The 19,279-nt window shown below is 37.3% G+C and carries 17 protein-coding genes; 14 read left to right on the top strand and 3 right to left on the bottom strand.

The window, feature by feature from the left end:
• Entirely contained in the window at positions 1-888 is an 888-nt protein-coding gene (locus tag NYE67_RS14105; RefSeq protein ID WP_340728628.1) for a glycine betaine ABC transporter substrate-binding protein, read from the top strand.
• Between the two features lie 256 nt (positions 889-1,144).
• Here the strand turns inward: NYE67_RS14105 and NYE67_RS14100 are convergent, their stop codons facing one another.
• Entirely contained in the window at positions 1,145-2,335 is a 1,191-nt protein-coding gene (locus NYE67_RS14100; RefSeq protein WP_340728627.1) for a coenzyme F420-0:L-glutamate ligase, read from the bottom strand.
• 153 nt (positions 2,336-2,488) lie between these two features.
• Between NYE67_RS14100 and NYE67_RS14095 the strand changes: the two genes are divergently transcribed.
• Both NYE67_RS14095 and NYE67_RS14090 read left to right on the top strand, forming a co-directional pair.
• Positions 2,489-3,385 carry a LysR family transcriptional regulator gene (locus NYE67_RS14095; RefSeq protein WP_340730301.1) on the top strand — a complete coding sequence of 299 codons (897 nt, stop codon included), beginning with the start codon at positions 2,489-2,491 and terminating at the stop codon, positions 3,383-3,385.
• Positions 3,386-3,404: 19 nt separating this feature from the next.
• A complete protein-coding gene (locus NYE67_RS14090) occupies positions 3,405-4,850 on the top strand; it encodes a DEAD/DEAH box helicase (RefSeq protein WP_340730300.1) in 1,446 nt (481 codons plus the stop codon).
• A gap of 63 nt (positions 4,851-4,913) precedes the next feature.
• On the opposite strand, the gene NYE67_RS14085 is transcribed toward NYE67_RS14090, so the two are convergent.
• Positions 4,914-5,807 (bottom strand): TetR/AcrR family transcriptional regulator, encoded by an 894-nt coding sequence (locus NYE67_RS14085; protein ID WP_340728623.1) that lies wholly within the window; start codon positions 5,805-5,807, stop codon positions 4,914-4,916.
• A 229-nt stretch (positions 5,808-6,036) separates the two neighbouring features.
• Here NYE67_RS14085 and NYE67_RS14080 point away from each other — a divergent pair, with 229 nt between their 5' ends.
• A complete protein-coding gene (locus NYE67_RS14080; RefSeq protein WP_191700513.1) occupies positions 6,037-7,560 on the top strand; it encodes a DHA2 family efflux MFS transporter permease subunit in 1,524 nt (507 codons plus the stop codon).
• Positions 7,561-7,656: 96 nt separating this feature from the next.
• Positions 7,657-8,028 (top strand): VOC family protein, encoded by a 372-nt coding sequence (locus NYE67_RS14075; RefSeq protein WP_340728622.1) that lies wholly within the window; start codon positions 7,657-7,659, stop codon positions 8,026-8,028.
• Positions 8,029-8,066: 38 nt separating this feature from the next.
• Here the strand turns inward: NYE67_RS14075 and rnhC are convergent, their stop codons facing one another.
• Positions 8,067-8,999: a ribonuclease HIII gene (rnhC, locus tag NYE67_RS14070; RefSeq protein ID WP_340728621.1), complete on the bottom strand. Its 933-nt coding sequence runs from the start codon at positions 8,997-8,999 to the stop codon at positions 8,067-8,069.
• 264 nt (positions 9,000-9,263) lie between these two features.
• On the opposite strand from rnhC, the gene zapA reads away from it, so the two are divergent.
• From zapA to NYE67_RS14025, 9 genes are all read left to right on the top strand, one after another.
• Complete coding sequence (zapA, locus tag NYE67_RS14065; protein ID WP_191700510.1) at positions 9,264-9,524, top strand: cell division protein ZapA; 261 nt, start codon at positions 9,264-9,266, stop codon at positions 9,522-9,524.
• Between the two features lie 5 nt (positions 9,525-9,529).
• Positions 9,530-10,069, top strand: a complete 540-nt coding sequence (locus NYE67_RS14060; protein ID WP_191700509.1) for a CvpA family protein — start codon at positions 9,530-9,532, stop codon at positions 10,067-10,069.
• A 183-nt stretch (positions 10,070-10,252) separates the two neighbouring features.
• Positions 10,253-11,968: a DNA polymerase/3'-5' exonuclease PolX gene (gene polX, locus NYE67_RS14055; protein WP_340730299.1), complete on the top strand. Its 1,716-nt coding sequence runs from the start codon at positions 10,253-10,255 to the stop codon at positions 11,966-11,968.
• Between the two features lie 14 nt (positions 11,969-11,982).
• A complete protein-coding gene (locus NYE67_RS14050) occupies positions 11,983-14,346 on the top strand; it encodes an endonuclease MutS2 (protein WP_340728619.1) in 2,364 nt (787 codons plus the stop codon).
• A 68-nt stretch (positions 14,347-14,414) separates the two neighbouring features.
• A complete protein-coding gene (locus NYE67_RS14045; RefSeq protein WP_191700506.1) occupies positions 14,415-14,828 on the top strand; it encodes a DUF350 domain-containing protein in 414 nt (137 codons plus the stop codon).
• 445 nt (positions 14,829-15,273) lie between these two features.
• Positions 15,274-16,965 carry a long-chain-fatty-acid--CoA ligase gene (locus NYE67_RS14040; RefSeq protein WP_340728618.1) on the top strand — a complete coding sequence of 564 codons (1,692 nt, stop codon included), beginning with the start codon at positions 15,274-15,276 and terminating at the stop codon, positions 16,963-16,965.
• A gap of 103 nt (positions 16,966-17,068) precedes the next feature.
• Positions 17,069-17,650, top strand: coding sequence for a TetR/AcrR family transcriptional regulator (locus tag NYE67_RS14035; protein ID WP_340728617.1), 582 nt, complete (start codon positions 17,069-17,071; stop codon positions 17,648-17,650).
• 15 nt (positions 17,651-17,665) lie between these two features.
• On the top strand, positions 17,666-18,439 hold the full coding sequence (locus tag NYE67_RS14030) for an enoyl-CoA hydratase (protein ID WP_191700503.1): 774 nt from the start codon (positions 17,666-17,668) through the stop codon (positions 18,437-18,439).
• Between the two features lie 60 nt (positions 18,440-18,499).
• Positions 18,500-19,273 (top strand): electron transfer flavoprotein subunit beta/FixA family protein, encoded by a 774-nt coding sequence (locus NYE67_RS14025; RefSeq protein ID WP_340728616.1) that lies wholly within the window; start codon positions 18,500-18,502, stop codon positions 19,271-19,273.
• Positions 19,274-19,279: the final 6 nt, after the last annotated feature.

Below are 19,279 nucleotides of genomic sequence, written 5' to 3'. Positions count from 1 at the left end.
ATGAAAAAATTCAAATGGATGCCTGCAGCTACTGCAATGAGCGCAGCACTTTTATTAGGTGCATGTGGAGATGAAACAACAGATACAAAAGACACTTCTTCTTCAAAAGATGTAGGTTCAATCGATTTAGCCTATGTTGAGTGGGATTCAGAAGTTGCTTCTACGTATGTAGTAGCAGAAGTATTAGAAAGTGTCGGCTATGAAGTCGATATTACACCTTTAGATAATGCTATTATGTGGGAAGCTGTCTCAAAAGGTGAGTCAGATGCCATGGTATCTGGCTGGTTACCTGCAACACATGCTTCACAATATGAAAAATATGGTGCAGATATTGAAGATTTAGGGCCGAATTTACAAGGTGCAAAAATTGGTTTAGTTGTACCAAGCTATATGGAAGTTGCATCGATTACGGATCTGTCGACAGAAGCAGCATCTACAATTACTGGTATTGAAGCAGGTGCGGGAGTAGTTGCAGCTGCGGAAAGAGCGTTAGAAACTTATCCAAACCTAGAATCTTGGTCATTACAACCATCTTCTTCAGGTGCGATGACGGTTGCTTTAGAGCAAGCGATTAAAAATGAAGAAGAGATCGTTGTAACAGGCTGGAGCCCACACTGGAAATTTGCAAATTATGATTTAAAATATTTGGAAGATCCTGAACGTGTATTCGGTGGGGAAGAAAGTATTCACACGTTTGTTCGTCAAAACTTAGAACAAGATGCACCAGATGCATTTAAAATCTTAGATGCCTTTGAATGGACTACAGAAGATATTGAAGAAGTAATGCTGGATATTTATTCAGGGACTAAACCTAAAGATGCGGCCCAAAAATGGATTGAAAACAATGAGGACCGAGTGAATAAATGGACAGAAGGTATTGAAAAGTAATAAAAAATGAGGCTGGGACATAAGTAGAAATTTCTTTGTAAAAGGGAAATACTCTTATTAAGAAATTGATATTATATGAATTGATTGGAGTGAAGGGGCGACTCCTGGGGGAACAGCACGACGCCTGAGACTACAGGCTCAGGCCGTGCCCCCGGAAAGCGTCCCCGTAACGGAAATCAATTCTGGCAGAAGCAGAAAAACATCTATTTTTCTTTGGAAAAATAGATGTTTTTCGTTTTGTCCCAGGCTCTTCTTTTTATTTTGTATAGTTATCGAAGTAACCTTGAATATAAATCATTGGTGTTCCTTTATCGCCTGATCCTGAAGTTAAGTCAGACAATGAGCCGATAAGGTCAGTCAGCTTACGAGGTGTAGTACCTTGAGCAGCCATATTACCAGTTAAATCTTCTTCTTTATTATTAATATAATCTTTAATTGCTTCTTTTAATGCTTCACCATGTAAATTTGCAAAATCATTATCAGCTAAATACTTCAACTTGATCTCGTTCGGAGTACCGTCAAGGCCTGGCGTATAGGCAGGAGATACTACAGGGTCTGCAAGCTCCCAAATTTGACCTACTGGATCTTTAAATGCTCCATCACCGTAAATCATTACTTCTACAAGTTTGCCAGTAGCCGCTAAAATTTTTGCTTGGATGTCATCAACGATTGGTTGACAGTTATCCGGGAATAATTTTACGCTATCTTCCGTCGATTTGTTTGAACCAAGTAAGCCGTAGTTAGAGTTAAAGCCAGATCCGTTCACAGATTCCGCTAAAATATTGTCTAGACCGTAAATTTTTTCTGCACCGGCAGCTTTTAAAATACGTTTTGTACGGAAACGAGAGTGAATATCACATGTTAAAATACTCTTCGTATAATCTAATATCGTTTTTGCGTTGTTTGAGAAGATAACCTCTACTTCAGCGCCTTGTTCAACGATTAATTCTTTATAGTATTCGATGTAGTCCACACCTGTAAATGTATGTTTGTTATAACCGAAGTGACCTCGGAATTCAGCTTCTGTCAGCACATCTGTCCAAGGATTGATTCCTTTTTCATCAAGTTCATCTAATGTTACTAAATGGTTACCCACTTCATCAGAAGGGTAGCTTAGCATAAGAACGATTTTCTTTGTGCCTGCTGCAATCCCTTTTAAAATATTAGAGAAGCGATTACGCGAAAGAATTGGGAAAATAACACCTACAGTATCATCACCAAATTTGGCCTGCACGTCAGATGCAATATCAGAAATTTTTGCATAGTTACCTTGTGCACGAGCAACAACAGATTCTGTTACTGTCACGATATCACGATCTTCAATTTCATAGCCTTCAGTCTTTGCGGCATTTAACGCTGTATCGACAACGATTTGAACAATATCATCACCTTCATTAATAATCGGGCCACGAAGACCTCGTACAACCGTTCCTACTACACGTTCCAAAATAATCTCTCCTTCAAAAGCTGTAAGTTATATTTTAATTGTTTTTGCTTACCGTTAAGCAAAACTTAAGAAATCTCACAAGGTTTACTATAACTCGTTCATGTGATATAAGTAAAATTAATAATTCTAATATCAGATATAAGTGAGGGTTATATGATAATAAAGTTAGAAGCATATCGCATATTTAATGAAGTAAGTCGAAATAAGAGCTTTTCAAAGGCAGCGGCAGCTTTGTATATGACACAGCCAGCCGTTAGCCAATCCATTTCAAAACTTGAAAAAGAACTCGATATCGTTTTATTTAACAGAACACCAAAAGGGGTAACATTAACAGAAGAGGGCGAGCTATTACATGAATATGTTAATTCCGCACTTGGTATTTTAGATGCAGGGGAAGAAAAAATTGCAGAATTTAAAAACCTGCGTACCGGCGTTTTGCGTATTGGTGTAGGGGATACGATTTCAAGATATTTTTTACTTCCTTATTTAGAAGCATTCCATATTAAATATCCTGGCATTAAGCTAAAGGTTTTAAACGGTACAACAAGTGAAATATTAGCATTTATAAAATCAGGGGAAGCGGATTTAGGCATTTGTAACTTGCCAATTCAAGATTCACAGCTTCAAGTTATCCCTTGTAAGGAGATTCATGATATATTTGTGTGCGGACAAAAATATAAAAATTTAACGAAAAAGCCTATTACACTCGATATGCTCATGAAGCTTCCATTAATTTTTTTAGAAAAAAAAGCAAATTCGCGTATTTATGTGGAAAACTATTTAAAAGAAAAGGGATATACGATTTCACCTGAATTCGAATTAGGCTCACATGATCTAATGTTAGAATTTGCAAAAATTAATTTAGGTGTCGCAAGTGTAACGAAGGAGTTTGCGACCGATTACTTAGTAAAAGGGCTTTTATATGAAATTGAGCTCCAACAGCAAATTCCTAAGCGCAGTTTAGGGATTGTCCATTTAAAAAATGTTTCACTCTCAAAGGCAACGAAGAAGTTTATTGCCATTGTTGACCCAGGAATTATTCATAAATAGAAGAAAAAGAGGAATAAACATGACAACTAATTTTAAGGAATTTCCATTATCACAAGAATTACAGCGTGCGCTCAAGGATTTGGATTACAGCGCACCAACTGAAGTACAGCAAAAGGTATTACCCCATGCTTTAAAAGATAAAGATTTAATCGTAAAAGCACAAACAGGAAGCGGGAAAACGGCTGCATTTGCGATCCCGATTTGCGAAAATATCGATTGGATTGAAAATAAGCCACAAGCTCTTGTATTAACACCTACACGTGAATTGGCTGTCCAAGTAAAAGAAGAATTCACAAATATTGGACGCTACAAACGTATTAAAGCGACAGCATTGTACGGGAAGCAACCATTCCGTTATCAGCAAGATGAACTAAAACAAAAAACACATGTTGCAGTAGGAACGCCAGGACGCGTATTGGATCATATTGAAAAAGGGACATTAAAGCTTGATAAAATTCGCTATGTTGTCCTTGATGAAGCAGATGAAATGCTGAATATGGGCTTTATTGAACAAGTAGAAGCAATATTGGCACATGTCAAGCATCGAGAAGTAATGATGCTATTTTCTGCGACCGTGCCCGAAACAATAAAAAAACTGGCTGCCAATTATTTAAATGATCCGATTGATATTGAAGTACAGTCAGAGGAGGCTGCTCAAAAAATTGAGCATGCTGTTATAGAAGTACGCGAAGAAGAAAAAACAGCAGCTGTAGAGAAAATTGCGGTTGTCGAAAATCCGGATACATGCATTATTTTCTGTCGTACAAAAGATCGTGTTGATGAGCTTCATGATTATTTGTATGACCGCGAATATAGTGTCGATAAATTACATGGTGGAATGGACCAGTCAACTCGTTTACTTGTAATGAATGATTATAAGCGCGGCGATTTCCGTTATTTAGTTGCTACAGACGTTGCAGCCCGTGGTATTGATATTGAAAACATTTCACTTGTGCTGAACTATGATTTACCGATGGAAAAAGAGGCGTATGTTCACCGTACGGGTCGTACAGGACGTGCTGGATTACAAGGGAAAGCTGTCACATTTATCACTCCTTATGAGCATAAGTTTTTAGAAGCTATCGAGGAGTTTATTGGCTTTGCCATTCCAAAGGTGAACTTACCTACCCATGAAGAAGTCAATGCCAATACAGAAGCCTTTGATAAAAAAATGCAAAGTCGCCCCCAAAAGAAAAAGCAAAAAAATGCGAAAGTCGATGCAAACATTACGAAGCTGTATTTTAATGGTGGTAAGAAGAAAAAACTACGTGCGATTGATTTCGTCGGGACGATTGCAAAAATTCCGGGGATGAGTGCCGAAGATATCGGCATTATTACAATTTTAGATACTTCAACGTTTGTAGAAATTTTAAACGGTAAAGCTAATCTCGTATTAAAAGCGATGAAAACAACGCCAATAAAAGGTAAGCAATTAAAAGTGCATATATCGACGAGCGGTAAATAGTTTAAAAAAGTCGTATTGAACATTGTATAACGTTCAATACGACTTTTATTGTTATAAGCATGTTTAATTATTTTCCGCGTTTTTGATATAAAACCATAATAAATTTGCGAGCTCGACATTTTCCCCAGCATGCGGCGTATTTGCAAAAGCTTCACGAAATGGTTTTAGCAATGCTTCAATGACGGCAATACGTAATTCATCGCGCTGTAGCTCATCTAGAATACTTTCCGTGAATTGAGCTCCTACCCCATTTGCGGCATCCAATTTTAACTGGTCAAGAAACCCTTGCACTTTTTCAATTAAATCGCTCTTTGTTACCGATTGGTAAATTTTTTTCTCCACAACTAGTTGAAGAGCATCTTGAGTAATTAATATTTCGCCATTTTCCAGCATGGAAGGGTAAATTGCTTTAATATTGCGAAGTGCAATCCTTAAAATCTTCTTCGGATCAATCATATCCTTATAAAATAAGCGATGACAATACGTTAAATGATGCACCATCGCAAAAAACAAAATAGCGAGCTCAAGAGTATAAGGGCGTACTTTTTCGCCAAAAATATCGGTGAACCGATTAGATACCCATTCAATTTCCAGTAAGCGATAGCGCTCTAATAATTCCCTGAGCTCCTTATCGTTCGACTGAAAAATATTTTCGAACACGGATGCTAGATTTTGTTTCTTATTTATTTGCATAAGTACGAGTATTTGTTCCAACAATAAATTTTCATCTGTATTATCTTGGTTTAATAGCATTTCATGGCGTAACAAGCTCGCTTCATAACGGGTTTGCTCCATAATTGCTGTAAAACATTCTACTTTTGAAGAAAAATAATTATAGAAAGTCCCTTTGGAAATAAGTGCTTTGTCCAAAATATCTTGTATTGATGTTTCATGGAAGCCTTTTTCAATAAAAAGCTGTAATGCATTGTCGAGCACCTGTCTTTTTCGTTGATTCATGAGTTTCCTCCAAATAAATATATCCGATTCAGTGTGCATATAAAAAATAAATAGAAAAAAACATTTCTATATACGCTGATTTATACTCCTATTCTACTGACTGAAACGCGTATTAGCAATGTTTTTAGACTTAGAGTATAAAATTGTTGTATTTATTGGACTCCGAGTATAAAATAGTTCGAGTATAGAAATAGGAAGTTTGAACGTATAAAGAAGGGAAATAAAATTTATGGATAAAACACAAGATATAAAGACATTTAAAAAACCTCCATATTTAATGATTGCTGTATTATTTGTCGGGGCGTTTGTAGCATTTTTAAATAACACATTATTAAACGTAGCCTTACCATCTATTATGGTAGCGTTTGATATTCAAGATTATTCAACTGTTCAATGGTTAGCAACAGGCTATATGCTTGTAAGTGGGGTATTGGTTCCTGCTTCGGCATATTTAATTACAAAGTTCAGAACAAGACCTTTGTTCATTTTATCGATGGCGATTTTCGTTATTGGTACAGCATTGGCCTCATTTGCGCCTAGCTTCGCACTTTTACTAGCGGGTCGTATGATTCAAGCTGCTGGTGCAGCAACGATGGCACCAATTTTAATGAACGTAATGCTGATTAGTTTTCCGGTTGAAAAGCGCGGGCAGGCAATGGGGATGTTCGGGTTAGTTATGGTACTTGCACCAGCAATCGGACCAACACTGTCAGGGTGGATTGTGGAACATTACGACTGGAGCGTTCTGTTCAAAATGATTCTTCCAATTGCCGTTTTATCACTCTTACTGGCAGTTTGGAAACTGGAAGATGTCCTTCCAAATCGTGATGCTAAAATCGATATACTTTCTATTGTATTGTCTACAATCGGTTTTGGCGGATTATTATACGGCTTCAGTACAGCAAGTTCAGCTGGCTGGTCAGCAATAGAAGTATGGGGTACGATTGCTGCAGGGGCAATTGGTTTAGCATGGTTTATCGTACGTCAATTCAACTTAGAACAACCATTACTAGATTTACGAATTTACACATACCCTTCGTATGCATTGGCTTCTGTCGTATCAATGGTACTATCTGTAGCTATGTTCTCAGGGATGATTTTAACACCGGCTTATGTACAAAATGTTCGTGGAATCGAACCATTTGAAGCAGGATTAATGATGTTGCCTGGTGCAATTATGATGGGGATTATGTCACCAATTACCGGGAAGTTATTCGATCGATTCGGACCGCGTATTCTAGCCGTTATAGGATTAACTATTACAACATTGGCGACAGTAGGTTTAGGTTATTTGGATGTCGATTCATCATATTTATATATCATTTCGGTATATACAATTCGTATGTTTGGTATTTCAATGGTAATGATGCCGATTATGACAAACGGTTTAAATGCATTACCTAACCGTTTGAATCCACATGGTACAGCAATGAACAATACAGCTCAGCAAGTTGCTGGAGCGATTGGTACAGCTGTCCTAGTAACTGTCTTCAACTCTCATACAAAAACACGTGCAGCAGAAATTGCGGCTGATCTTAAAGCAAATGCTTCATCTGCTGTCCAACCGACAGCAGAGCAAATCGCGCAAGTTCAGGCACAGGTAATGCAACAAGCAATGCTTGACGGCATTACATTCAGTTTCTTCGTAGCAGCAGCTGTTACAGTAGTTGCTTTAGTGTTAGCATTATTTATTAAGCGTGTTGACGTGACGAAACGTGAGGACTATACAGGTCCAGTGCCACAAAAGAAATAATAAATAATCGGATCAATCGGCGGGAGTTTTTTGCTCCTGCCGTTTTTTATTTGATATAATTGGTAAAATTATATTTTATAAAAGAGGAGCATAAAAGTGATTGGACAAATAGGGCAAGTAATGTTGTATGTAGAGGATCAGGAACGTTCAAAAAAGTTTTGGACTGAAAAATTAGGCTTTACTGTAGTTTCTGATATTAATAGTGGAATGCGTATTATTACAATAGTGCCAAATGAAAATGCACAAACAAGCATTGTTTTACATGATAAAAAGAAGATTGCGGAAATGTCTCCCGAGTTAAATTTAACGACACCTTCTTTAATGTTTTATGCTGAAAATTTAGATGAGTTATATAGAGACTATCAAACTAAAGGAATTACAGTTGGAGAGTTTATGGAAATGCCTTTTGGTAAAGTATTTAACTTTGCCGATGATGAGGAAAATTACTTTGCTGTTATGGAGAAATAACGAAAAGAGCTGTGCCTATTGGCCGCAGCTCTTTTTCATTACTGTTTTCTTTTTTGAAGAAGTTTACGTGCTTTTTCTGTATTGGCGAAATGCCACTTTGTTATTGAACGAAGTGTCTCTTCTCCAAATTTTAGCCAAATTTTTGCTGCCATTTCGTCCACTTTACCACTTGCTCCTTTTTGAAGGGAAAAACCTGTAACCTTTGAGAGACGATCCATTTCCTTTAAAAAAGCATACCTTGCCAATATCGATGCTGTTGCAACAGCTACATGCAGGTTTTCTGCTTTTGTCGAGAACAAGACTTTTTCCCGGACAATTTCTTTCTCATTTTTAATATGATTGTAATAAATTCCGCGTTCTGCGAATTGATCTATTAAAATATATTCAGGCGTCTCGGGGGCTATTTTAGTTAGGACATGCTTGATAGCCTGATTGTGAAGCATTGCCTTTATTTTACCTTGTGAATACCCGCGCGCCTGGATTTCGTTATATTTGTCATTCCGAAGTGTCAATATGCTATGGGCACATACTTTCATTAAATCCGGTGCAATTTTGCGCATATAGTCATCTGTTAATTGTTTGGAATCTTTGACACCCAATTCCTTTACAAGTGCGATTTTGTCGGCAGGAACATATACTGCTGCCACCGTAACAGGTCCGAAATAATCGCCTGTTCCCGTTTCGTCTGAACCAATTACCGATAATGCTGCAAAATTATCCGGTAGCGTATCCCCTTTAGTGGAAACTTTTTTCGGAGTTTGGGAACTTACTTGCCCCCAACGTGCTGCTTCCCGTTCCGCACCAGCGCCTTGAAACATGACTTTACCGGATTTATAGGCGGTAATTGCGGTATCGGCAAGTTTTACTGCAAATAAAACTCCAGGAGCCTTTCGTTCGATGATTGCGTCTTTATAGAAATGTTTAATTGTTTGCTGTTGTTCAGCACTGCATAGTAGAACGATATTTGTCATAAGTAATCCTTTCAAAAAACATTCATTTTTAAGTAGTATAACTTTTGACGAAAGAAAGGGGAAATAACAAATTCATATAATGTTTCGATGAACATTAACGTCATGGTGTTGCGATAGTGAAATGGGAAATGATATGATGTACAATATGAAAATAGCATCGTTTTATAAAATAACAGCAATCGGGTTTGCTTTTAACCATTTCATTAAGTAAGAATTGAAAAAGTATTTTCGTACTGTTTACATATTCTTTCTGGAGGGATTATTTTGGCTGAGCAAGAGAAGAATCGCATTTCCGTAGAAATATATGGCAATACATATAAAATGGTAGGAACAGAATCATCGGGTCATATGCGTCTTGTTGCTTCAATAGTAGATGACAAAATGCGGGAAATCGGTGCACATAATCCATCATTGGATACAGCGAAACTTGCTGTACTTACAGCAGTTAATTCAGTTCATGATTATTTACTATTAAAAAAACAATTTGAAAAATTAGAAGAACAATTGAAACAATTGAAGGGTTGACATACATGTTAGATATATTTATTTTAGCTGTCTTTATCATTAGCCTTATAATTGGAGCGAAACGAGGGCTCGTTGTCCAATTAATAAATATCGGTAGTTTTATAATTGCCCTTGTTGTGGCCATAATTTATTATAAGCCGCTTGCAGAAAAATTTGTACTGTGGATACCGTATCCAGGGTTTACAGAAGGTGCAACGATGACATTAGTACTCGACTCACTTGATGTCGATCGTACATTTTATCGCGTATTTGCATTTGCCATCATTTTCTTTGCTGTAAAAATAGCGTTACAAATTGTTGGCTCAATGTTTGATTTTTTAACGTATTTACCTGTGCTGAGTTCTTTAAACTATTTATTGGGCGCAGTGCTTGGATTTGTTGAAATGTACCTTATTTTATTTATTGGATTATATGTCGTTGCATTACTGCCAATTGAATCCATCCAATCTATTATTGACGGATCTATTCTAGCTGGAATGATGTTGGAGCATACGCCAATTATTACGAGCATGTTTCAAAACTGGTGGTATATTTATAAAAACTAACTTTTTTAGCTAGTGTCCTACATTCAGTATGAAGTTCTTGAAGAAAATCAGCTGCTATATACATTAACAGCTGACTTACCTACGTCTAGGTGCCAAATGCACCGGGATGTAATGGATTGAAAATCATGCGAAAGCTTCTCTCGATTTTCGGGAGGAGCTTTTTTAAAGGGGAGGCAATTATTAATGAACAAAAAAATTATTATTCGTACTTTAGAAAAAATTGCGTTATATATGGAACTACAAGCAGAAAATCCATTTAAAGTATCTGCATTCCGCAAAGCGGCAGCTGCCCTTGAGGCGGACGAGCGTAGTCTAAGTGAAATTGATGATATTACTGCAATCAAAGGGATAGGAAAAGGTACTGCGTCAGTTATTACAGAACTGATGGAAACGGGTGAATCCAGTGTATTAAAGGAACTTGAAGAAGCAGTACCTAAAGGACTAGTACCGCTTATGAAATTACCGGGTTTAGGAGGAAAAAAACTTGCGAAACTTTATCAGGAGCTTCACATTGTCGATGCTGATACATTAAAGATAGCGTGTGAAACAGGAAAAGTACGTGAGTTGGCTGGGTTTGCGGCAAAAACTGAAGAAAAGATTCTAAAGGAACTTGAGAATTTTGGGACCCGGGCAGAACGGTTACCAATTTGGCAACTTGAGCCTGTAGTATTGGAAATTAATGAGCTTTTGGCAAGCCTGCCTGAAGTCGAGCTATTTTCAGTGGCAGGAAGTTTCCGACGAGTTGCGGAAACAAGTAAAGATATAGATTTTATCGTGGCTACTAACGAATATGAAATTGTTCGTGAGGCTATTCTAAAACACCTGGCAATATTAGAGACAGTTGCTGCTGGTGATACAAAAGTATCTGTGATTTTAGACCGGGAAGACCCGGTAAGTGTAGATTTCCGGCTAGTAAAACGAGAAGAGTATGCAACAGCACTTCATCACTTTACAGGTTCGAAAGATCATAATGTCCGCATGCGTCAATTGGCTAAATCAATGGGAAAAAAAATTAGTGAGTACGGTGTAGAACAAGAGGATGGTACGATCGAAACTTTTGAAACAGAAGAAGCGTTTTTTGCCCATTTTAATTTACCATTTATCCCACCAACAGTACGGGAAAGCGGGAAGGAACTTGATCGCTTGGATGAACTTCAGGACTTAGTTGCATTAGATAATATTGTCGCGGATCTGCATATGCATACAACTTGGTCTGATGGTGCGCATTCTGTCAGTGAGATGGGGCATGCTTTAATTGAAAAGGGCTATTCATATGCTGTCATTACCGATCATTCACAATATTTAAAAGTAGCAAATGGTTTAACTCCAGAACGATTAGAATTACAGAAGCTTGATATTTATGCATTTAACGAAGCAAATCCTGACTTCCGACTATACCGTGGAACAGAAATGGATATTTTACCAGATGGCACTCTTGATTTTGGTGACGATGTATTAAAAGATTTAGATTTTGTTATTGCTTCCATTCACTCGAGTTTTACACAATCGCAGGATAAAATTATGGCGCGTTTAAAAACAGCTATTGAAAATCCATATGTCCATATGATTGCACATCCGACTGGGCGAATCGTAGGGCAGCGCGGAGGCTACGATCCGGATGTTCCCCTTTTAATTGAGTGGGCAGCAGAAAATGGGAAAATATTAGAATTAAATGCAAGTCCTTATCGTTTAGATTTAAGTATCGAGTTTTTACAGTTAGCGATGGAAAAGAATGTTCCAATCGCAATCAATACAGATGCACATGCAATTGACCAATTGCGCTACATGGATATTGGTGTTAAATATGCACAAAAAGCATGGTTAAAGAGAGAATTAATCGTTAATACATGGTCTAAAGAAAAATTCGAAGCATTTATTAAAAAAAATAAAGAAAAGTAATAGGAGGTGTTCTCATGATCGAACAACGAGCATTGAAAACACTAGAATTTCATAAAGTGCGTGAGCAAGTAGCGGTATTTTGTACAAACTCTATAGGGAAACAAGCGATTGATGAGCTCGTACCAGAAACGGACTATGATACAGTTGTAGAACTATTAGAGGAAATGGATGAAGGCTTAGCCATTTTACGAGTAAAAGGCAATGTACCGATGGGTGGAATTTTTGATGTACGTCCCCATGCACGTCGTTCTCAAATTGGCGGTATGCTAAGTCCGATGGAGTTGATGGAAATCGCAAGTACAATTCGTGCAAGTCGAATTTTACGTAATTTCATTGAAGATATTGAATCTGAGAATGCGATTAACATTCCTCATTTTATCGAACGGAAAGAACAAATGCCTGTATTGACGGCATTACAGCATGAAATTAATGATTGTATTGATGATAACGGGACAGTCCTTGATTCTGCAAGTGCTACACTACGTTCGATTAGACAGTCATTGCGATCAGAAGAGTCTAAAGTACGTCAAAAGCTGGAAAGTCTCACACGTGGGTCGAATGCAACGAAAATGCTGTCAGACGCGATTATTACGATTCGTAATGATCGATTCGTAATCCCAGTCAAACAAGAGTATCGCTCACATTATGGTGGTATTGTCCACGATCAGTCTGCTTCTGGTCAAACATTGTTTATTGAGCCTGATGCAGTGATTCAAGCGAACAACGAAGTGCAACGTCTAAAAGTAAAAGAAAAGGCAGAAATCGAGCGCATTTTATCTGAGCTTACATTAAAGGTACAGGAAGTCGGTCATGAGATATTTGTTCTCGTACAATTACTTGGAGAAATCGATGTGATTTTAGCAAAAGGGAAATATGGACAAGCGAATAAATGTACAATGCCAAAGATGAATAATGAAGGCTATACACGACTAATACGTTCCCGTCATCCGCTTTTACCTATTGAAGAAGCAGTTGCCAATACGATTGAATTTGGGCGTGATGTTACAGCAATTGTAATAACTGGACCAAATACAGGTGGTAAAACGGTTACTTTGAAAACAGTGGGACTTTGTACGATTATGGCACAATGCGGCTTGCCAGTCCCGGCTCTTGACGGTTCGGAGCTAGCTGTATTTGAGCAAATTTTTGCAGATATAGGTGATGAGCAATCGATTGAGCAGTCCTTGTCAACATTCTCTTCTCATATGGTAAATATAGTAGATATTTTAAGTAAGTTTAATGAGAAGTCTTTAATTTTATTTGATGAGCTTGGAGCAGGTACAGATCCTCAAGAAGGTGCAGCGCTGGCCATTGCTATTTTAGATGAAACAGTAAATCGTGGAGCACGTGTTATGGCAACGTCACACTACCCAGAGTTAAAAGCATACGGATATAACCGACCGTTAGTTGTCAATGCAAGTGTAGAATTCGACGTAGAAACACTTAGCCCAACTTACCGATTGTTAATCGGTGTACCAGGTCGTTCAAACGCATTTGAAATTTCTAAGCGTCTAGGCTTGAAAACAAATATCATTGACCATGCGAAATCATTCACAGGTACAGATCGTCATGAAGTGGAGTCAATGATTGCATCGCTTGAAGAGAGCCGTTTGCGCTCAGAGCGTGAAGCAGACGAAGCACATGTTTTACTCGAAGAAGCTCAACAGATTCGTGCAGAACTGGAAGAACGCCTTCGAATTTATGATGAGAAAAAAGAGAACTTAGAGAAAAAGGCAAAAGAAAAGGCGCGTAAAATTATTGATGAAGCGAAAAGAGAAGCTGAATCAGTAATTGAAGATTTAAGAAAAATGAAAGAAAATGCAGCATTAACTGTAAAAGAGCATGAGTTAATTGACGCAAAAAAACGATTAGACAATGCCGCGCCAGTCGAAAACAAAGTACTGCAAAAGGCAGTTGCGGCCCGAGAACGTAAGCAAAACCTTCAAGTAGGCGACGAAGTAAAAGTATTAAGCTACGGACAAAAAGGGACAATTCTTCAAAAGGCTGGCAATGAGTGGGTTGTTCAAATTGGTATTTTAAAAATGAAATTACCTGAATCTGATTTAGAATATATGAAACCTGAAAAAGAGCAGGTTACCCGCCCAATGATGAATGTGAAAAATCGCAATAGTGTCGTAAAGTTGGAACTTGATTTACGTGGAGAGCGATATGAAGAAGCGCTCATTCGCACAGAAAAGTATCTGGATGATGCTTTATTAGCCAATTATCCACGCGTCTCGATTATCCACGGAAAAGGAACTGGGGCATTACGACAAGGAATTCAAAGTTTCCTGAAAAATCATAAGCGTGTTAAATCGTTCCGTTACGGTGAAGCAGGCGAAGGTGGTTTTGGTGTAACAGTCGTGGAACTAAAATAATAGTTGCTCCTTTTTAATTATCCGCTAAAATTAGTAATAGGAAGAAAATTTAAAGGGGGTAAAATGGATTGCTAGGTTCAAATTTTTGGCACCATCCTCTCGTAGAAACGGCAGGTTATTTTAGTGTCGTAGTCCTTTGCTTATTCGTATCGATGATCTTATTTGAAGTTGTAACAAAGTATAAAAATTGGGATGAAATAAAAAAGGGGAATGTTGCAGTCGCGCTAGCTACCGGTGGGAAAATATTAGGTGTTTGCAATATTTTCAGATATTCGATTAACCAGCATACATCCTTTATTGAAATGCTAGGCTGGGGTTTGTTTGGTTTTATACTGCTGATTTTTGCTTATTTTTTATTTGAATTTTTAACACCGAAGTTTAATGTTGACGAAGAAATAGCGGCAGATAATCGCTCGGTAGGTTTTATTTCATTTACGATTTCACTTGGCTTATCATTTGTTATAGGAGCAAGTATATCTTAGGAGTTTAAATATGGAAACTTTATCAAAAATACTAATAGCCGTCTGTATAATATTTCTCGTAGTCGGTATTTACTACATGATGACCCTTTAGGCTTAGGAGCAAATGAACTAACATAACTGTTAGTTTGTTTGCTTTTTTTGTTGGATTTTTTACTGGAATATTATGTTATTCATAAAAATGATTAATCAATACTATAATTAATACAATCGTTGAAATAAAAATTTGAATATTAAAAATTTTACTGAAAAAGTATATTTCTATACTAAATGAGGGATCGATGGTTAATCTGCTACGATAATACTATAAAACCAAAAATAAATAATGAGAAAATAAACGTATAAACGAGAATAAAATGTAGAAATCTATGAAAATAGTTTGAAAGAATTTCCTTTTTTACTTATAATAATAAAAACAAGTAAAGCTTTAGCAAAGGGGAGAAGTTTTATGACAGAAAAAGTTTGGTTTTCGAGCTATCCGGAAGAAGTTCCGCATACACTGGAACTGCCTGAATTTCCAGTGCATCAATTTTTGACGCAGGCATATGAGTCTTTACCTAACAAAGTTGCTATTCACTTTATGGGGCGCGAGGTTACGTATAAAGAGTTATATGAATCAGCGATGAAGTTTGCGAATTATTTACGTTCTCTAGGGGTGGAGAAAGGTGATCGTGTAGCAATCATGTTACCGAATTGTCCGCAGGCTGTAATTGCTTATTATGGTACGATGTATGCAGGTGGAATCGTTGTTCAGACAAATCCTCTTTATACAGAACGAGAGTTGCAGTATCAAATGGCGGATTCTGGCGCGAAAGTTATTTTAGTAATGGATATTCTGTATCCACGTGTCATGAAGATAATGAATGAAACAAGTATTGAAAATGTTATTGTTTCAGGAATAAAAGATTACTTACCGTTCCCAAAAAATTTGATCTATCCGTTTATTCAAAAGAAGCAATATGGCTTTAGCGTAAAAGTTGAACATAGTGGCACAAATCACTTATTCACGGAAGTTATGAAAATGGCTAAGATGGATAAGATCGAGCTAGATTTTGATTTTGAAAATGACTTGGCATTATTGCAATATACAGGGGGCACAACAGGCTATCCAAAAGGCGTTATGCTTACACATAAAAACCTGATTGCCAATACGATGATGTGTGATGCATGGATGTACAAATGTAAAAAAGGTGAAGAATCGATTCTAGGTATCCTGCCTTTCTTCCATGTCTATGGTATGACGACAGTACTCATTTTATCAGTAATGCAGCAAGGCAAGATGGTATTATTGCCGAAGTTTGATGCTGAACAGGCTTTAAAAACAATTGATAAGCAAAAGCCAACGCTATTCCCGGGTGCACCAACGATGTATATTGGTTTATTGAATCATCCCGATTTAGCAAAGTATGATTTGTCGTCCATAAAAGCTTGTTTAAGTGGTTCGGCACCACTGCCATTAGAAGTGCAAGAGAAATTTGAAGCATTGACTGGTGGACGCTTAGTAGAAGGATATGGTTTAACTGAAACATCTCCGGTTACGCATGCCAATCCAATTTGGGAGAATCGTATAAATGGTTCTATCGGTTTACCGTGGCCAAATACTGATTCTGTCATTTTACGTTCTGGTGAAGCAGAAATTTTACCGGTAGGAGAAATTGGTGAGATTGCCGTTAAAGGACCTCAAGTAATGAAAGGCTATTGGAATCGCCCAGAAGAAACTGCGATGACATTTTCTGATGGTTGGTTCTTAACAGGTGATTTAGGCTATATGGATGATAAAGGTTATTTCTATGTTGTAGATCGTAAAAAAGATATGATTATTGCTGGTGGTTTCAATATTTATCCACGTGAAGTAGAAGAAGTCCTTTATGAGCATGAAGCTATTCAGGAATGTGTTGTAGCAGGTATTCCTGACCCGTATCGCGGGGAAACAGTTAAAGCTTATATTGTCTTAAAAGAAGGTAAGTCAGTTACAGATAAAGAGCTAAATGAATTTTGCCGTAAAAATTTAGCAGCCTATAAAGTACCTCGTTTTTACGAATTCCGTACTGAACTGCCTAAAACAGCTGTAGGCAAAATTTTACGCCGTACACTTATTGATGAAGAAAAACAGAAAATGACACAGCAAGAAGCAAAATAATTAATTGTAGAGCAAACTGTTGACAGAATGTAGAACAAATTATAATATGAAAACATGAATGAATGGTCATTCATGTTTTCATATTTTTTTGGTGGTGATCAGCTTGAAACGAAACAAACCCAAATACATGCAAATAGTAGATGCTGCAGTCATAGCAATCGCAGAAAACGGCTATCATCAAGCCCAAGTTTCAAAAATTGCAAAACAGGCTGGAGTAGCTGATGGTACAATCTATTTATACTTTAAGAATAAAGAAGATATTTTAATTTCTGTATTTCAGGAAAAAATGGGTATATTCGTAGACAATTTACAGGCTATAATAAAAAGTGGAGATACTGCTTCTGATAAGTTATGTAAGATGATTGAGAATCATTTACACGTTTTATCAAGCAATCGACATCTGGCAACTGTAACTCAACTTGAGTTAAGGCAATCGAATAAAGAAATTAGACTGAAAATTAATGCTATTCTAAAAGAATACTTGATTTTACTAGATCAAATTTTAATTGAAGGTATGCTTAACGGTGAATTTAATCAAGCAATGGATGTTCGTATTGCAAGACAAATGGTATTTGGGACAATCGATGAAATTACAACGACATGGGTAATGAATGAAAATCGTTACAACTTATTGGAACAAGCTCCAAAAATACAGCAATTATTGTTAAATGCATTAAAAGCATAAAGGGGATGTAGAGAAATGGAGTTTCTAAGTTGGAAAGTAGAAGAAGGGGTAGCTATTGCTACTATTTCAAGACCACCAGCCAATGCACTTTCACAAGGCTTAATCCAAGATGTTAATGCACTATTAGATGCTGTTGAAAATGATGAAACTGTACGCGTAATTGTCATCCATGGTGAGGGACGATTCTTCTCTGCCGGCGCTGATATTAAAGAATTTACAAATGTACAGACAGGTGAAGAGTTTACGGGATTGGCAAAAAAAGGTCAGGACGTCTTTGAACGTGTTGAAACTTTCAGTAAACCTGTAATTGCCGCCATTCACGGTGCAGCATTAGGTGGAGGTTTAGAACTTGCGATGGGATGCCATATGCGTTTCGTAACTGAATCTGCAAAACTTGGACTTCCTGAATTATCGCTTGGCCTAATTCCTGGCTTTGCAGGAACACAGCGTTTACCTCGCTATGTAGGGGTTGCGAAAGCTGCTGAAATGATGTTCACGAGCGATCCGATTTCTGGAAAGGAAGCTGTAGAATGGGGATTAGCAAATCGTGCTTTCTCTGATGAAGAGCTTCTGACAGAAACTTTAAAAATTGCAAAGAAAATTGCAAAGAAATCACCAATTGCATTAAAGGCAGCTATTCAAATGCTTAATTATTCAAAACCATCGTCCTACTATGATGGTGTAAATGCAGAAGCGAACAGCTTTGGGGATGTATTCGTTTCAGAAGATGCAAAAGAAGGTATCCATGCATTTATTGAAAAACGTGAACCAGTATTTACAGGAAAGTAAACAAATGTATCCGCCCCGTTTTTACGGGATTAAATTAAAAGCTTTTAGGAGGTCTAGATTATGAATATTTTCGTATTAGTAAAACGTACTTTTGACACAGAAGAAAAAATCGTCGTATCAGGCGGTAAAATTCAAGAAGATGGTGCTGAGTTCATCATCAACCCATATGATGAGTATGCAATTGAAGAAGCAATTCAAAAGCGTGACGCATTAGGCGGTAAAGTAACAGTTGTGACAATCGGTGGCGAAGATGCAGAAAAGCAATTACGTACAGCTTTAGCAATGGGTGCTGACGAAGCGGTATTAATTAATACAGAAGATGATTTAGATGAGCTTGACCAGTATTCTTCAGCTTATATTCTATCGGAATATTTAAAAGATAAAGAAGCAGATTTAATTTTAGCTGGTAACGTTGCAATTGATGGTGGTTCAGGGCAAGTAGGTCCTCGTCTTGCAGATTTACTTGGAATTAATTACGTAACAACTGTTACAAACTTAGAAATTGATGGGACAAATGTTAAAATTGTCCGAGATATTGAAGGTGACTCTGAAGTATTAGAAACATCTTTACCATTATTAGTAACAGCTCAACAAGGGTTAAATGAGCCACGTTACCCATCTTTACCAGGCATTATGAAAGCGAAGAAAAAGCCGCTTGAAGAGTTGGAGTTAGATGATTTAGATATCGATGAAGACGATGTTGAAGTAAAAGTAGAAACAGTTGAAATTTACTTGCCGCCACAAAAAGCAGCTGGTCGTGTATTAGAAGGGGATCTTTCAGCGCAGGTAAAAGAATTAGTAAACTTACTTCATAGTGAAGCAAAAGTAATCTAATAGAAT

This window comes from Solibacillus sp. FSL W8-0474 (genome assembly GCF_038004065.1).
GTDB lineage: Bacteria > Bacillota > Bacilli > Bacillales_A > Planococcaceae > Solibacillus > Solibacillus faecavium.
Note: the sequence above shows the minus strand (reverse complement) of the source record. Positions and strands in the feature narration are given on the sequence as shown.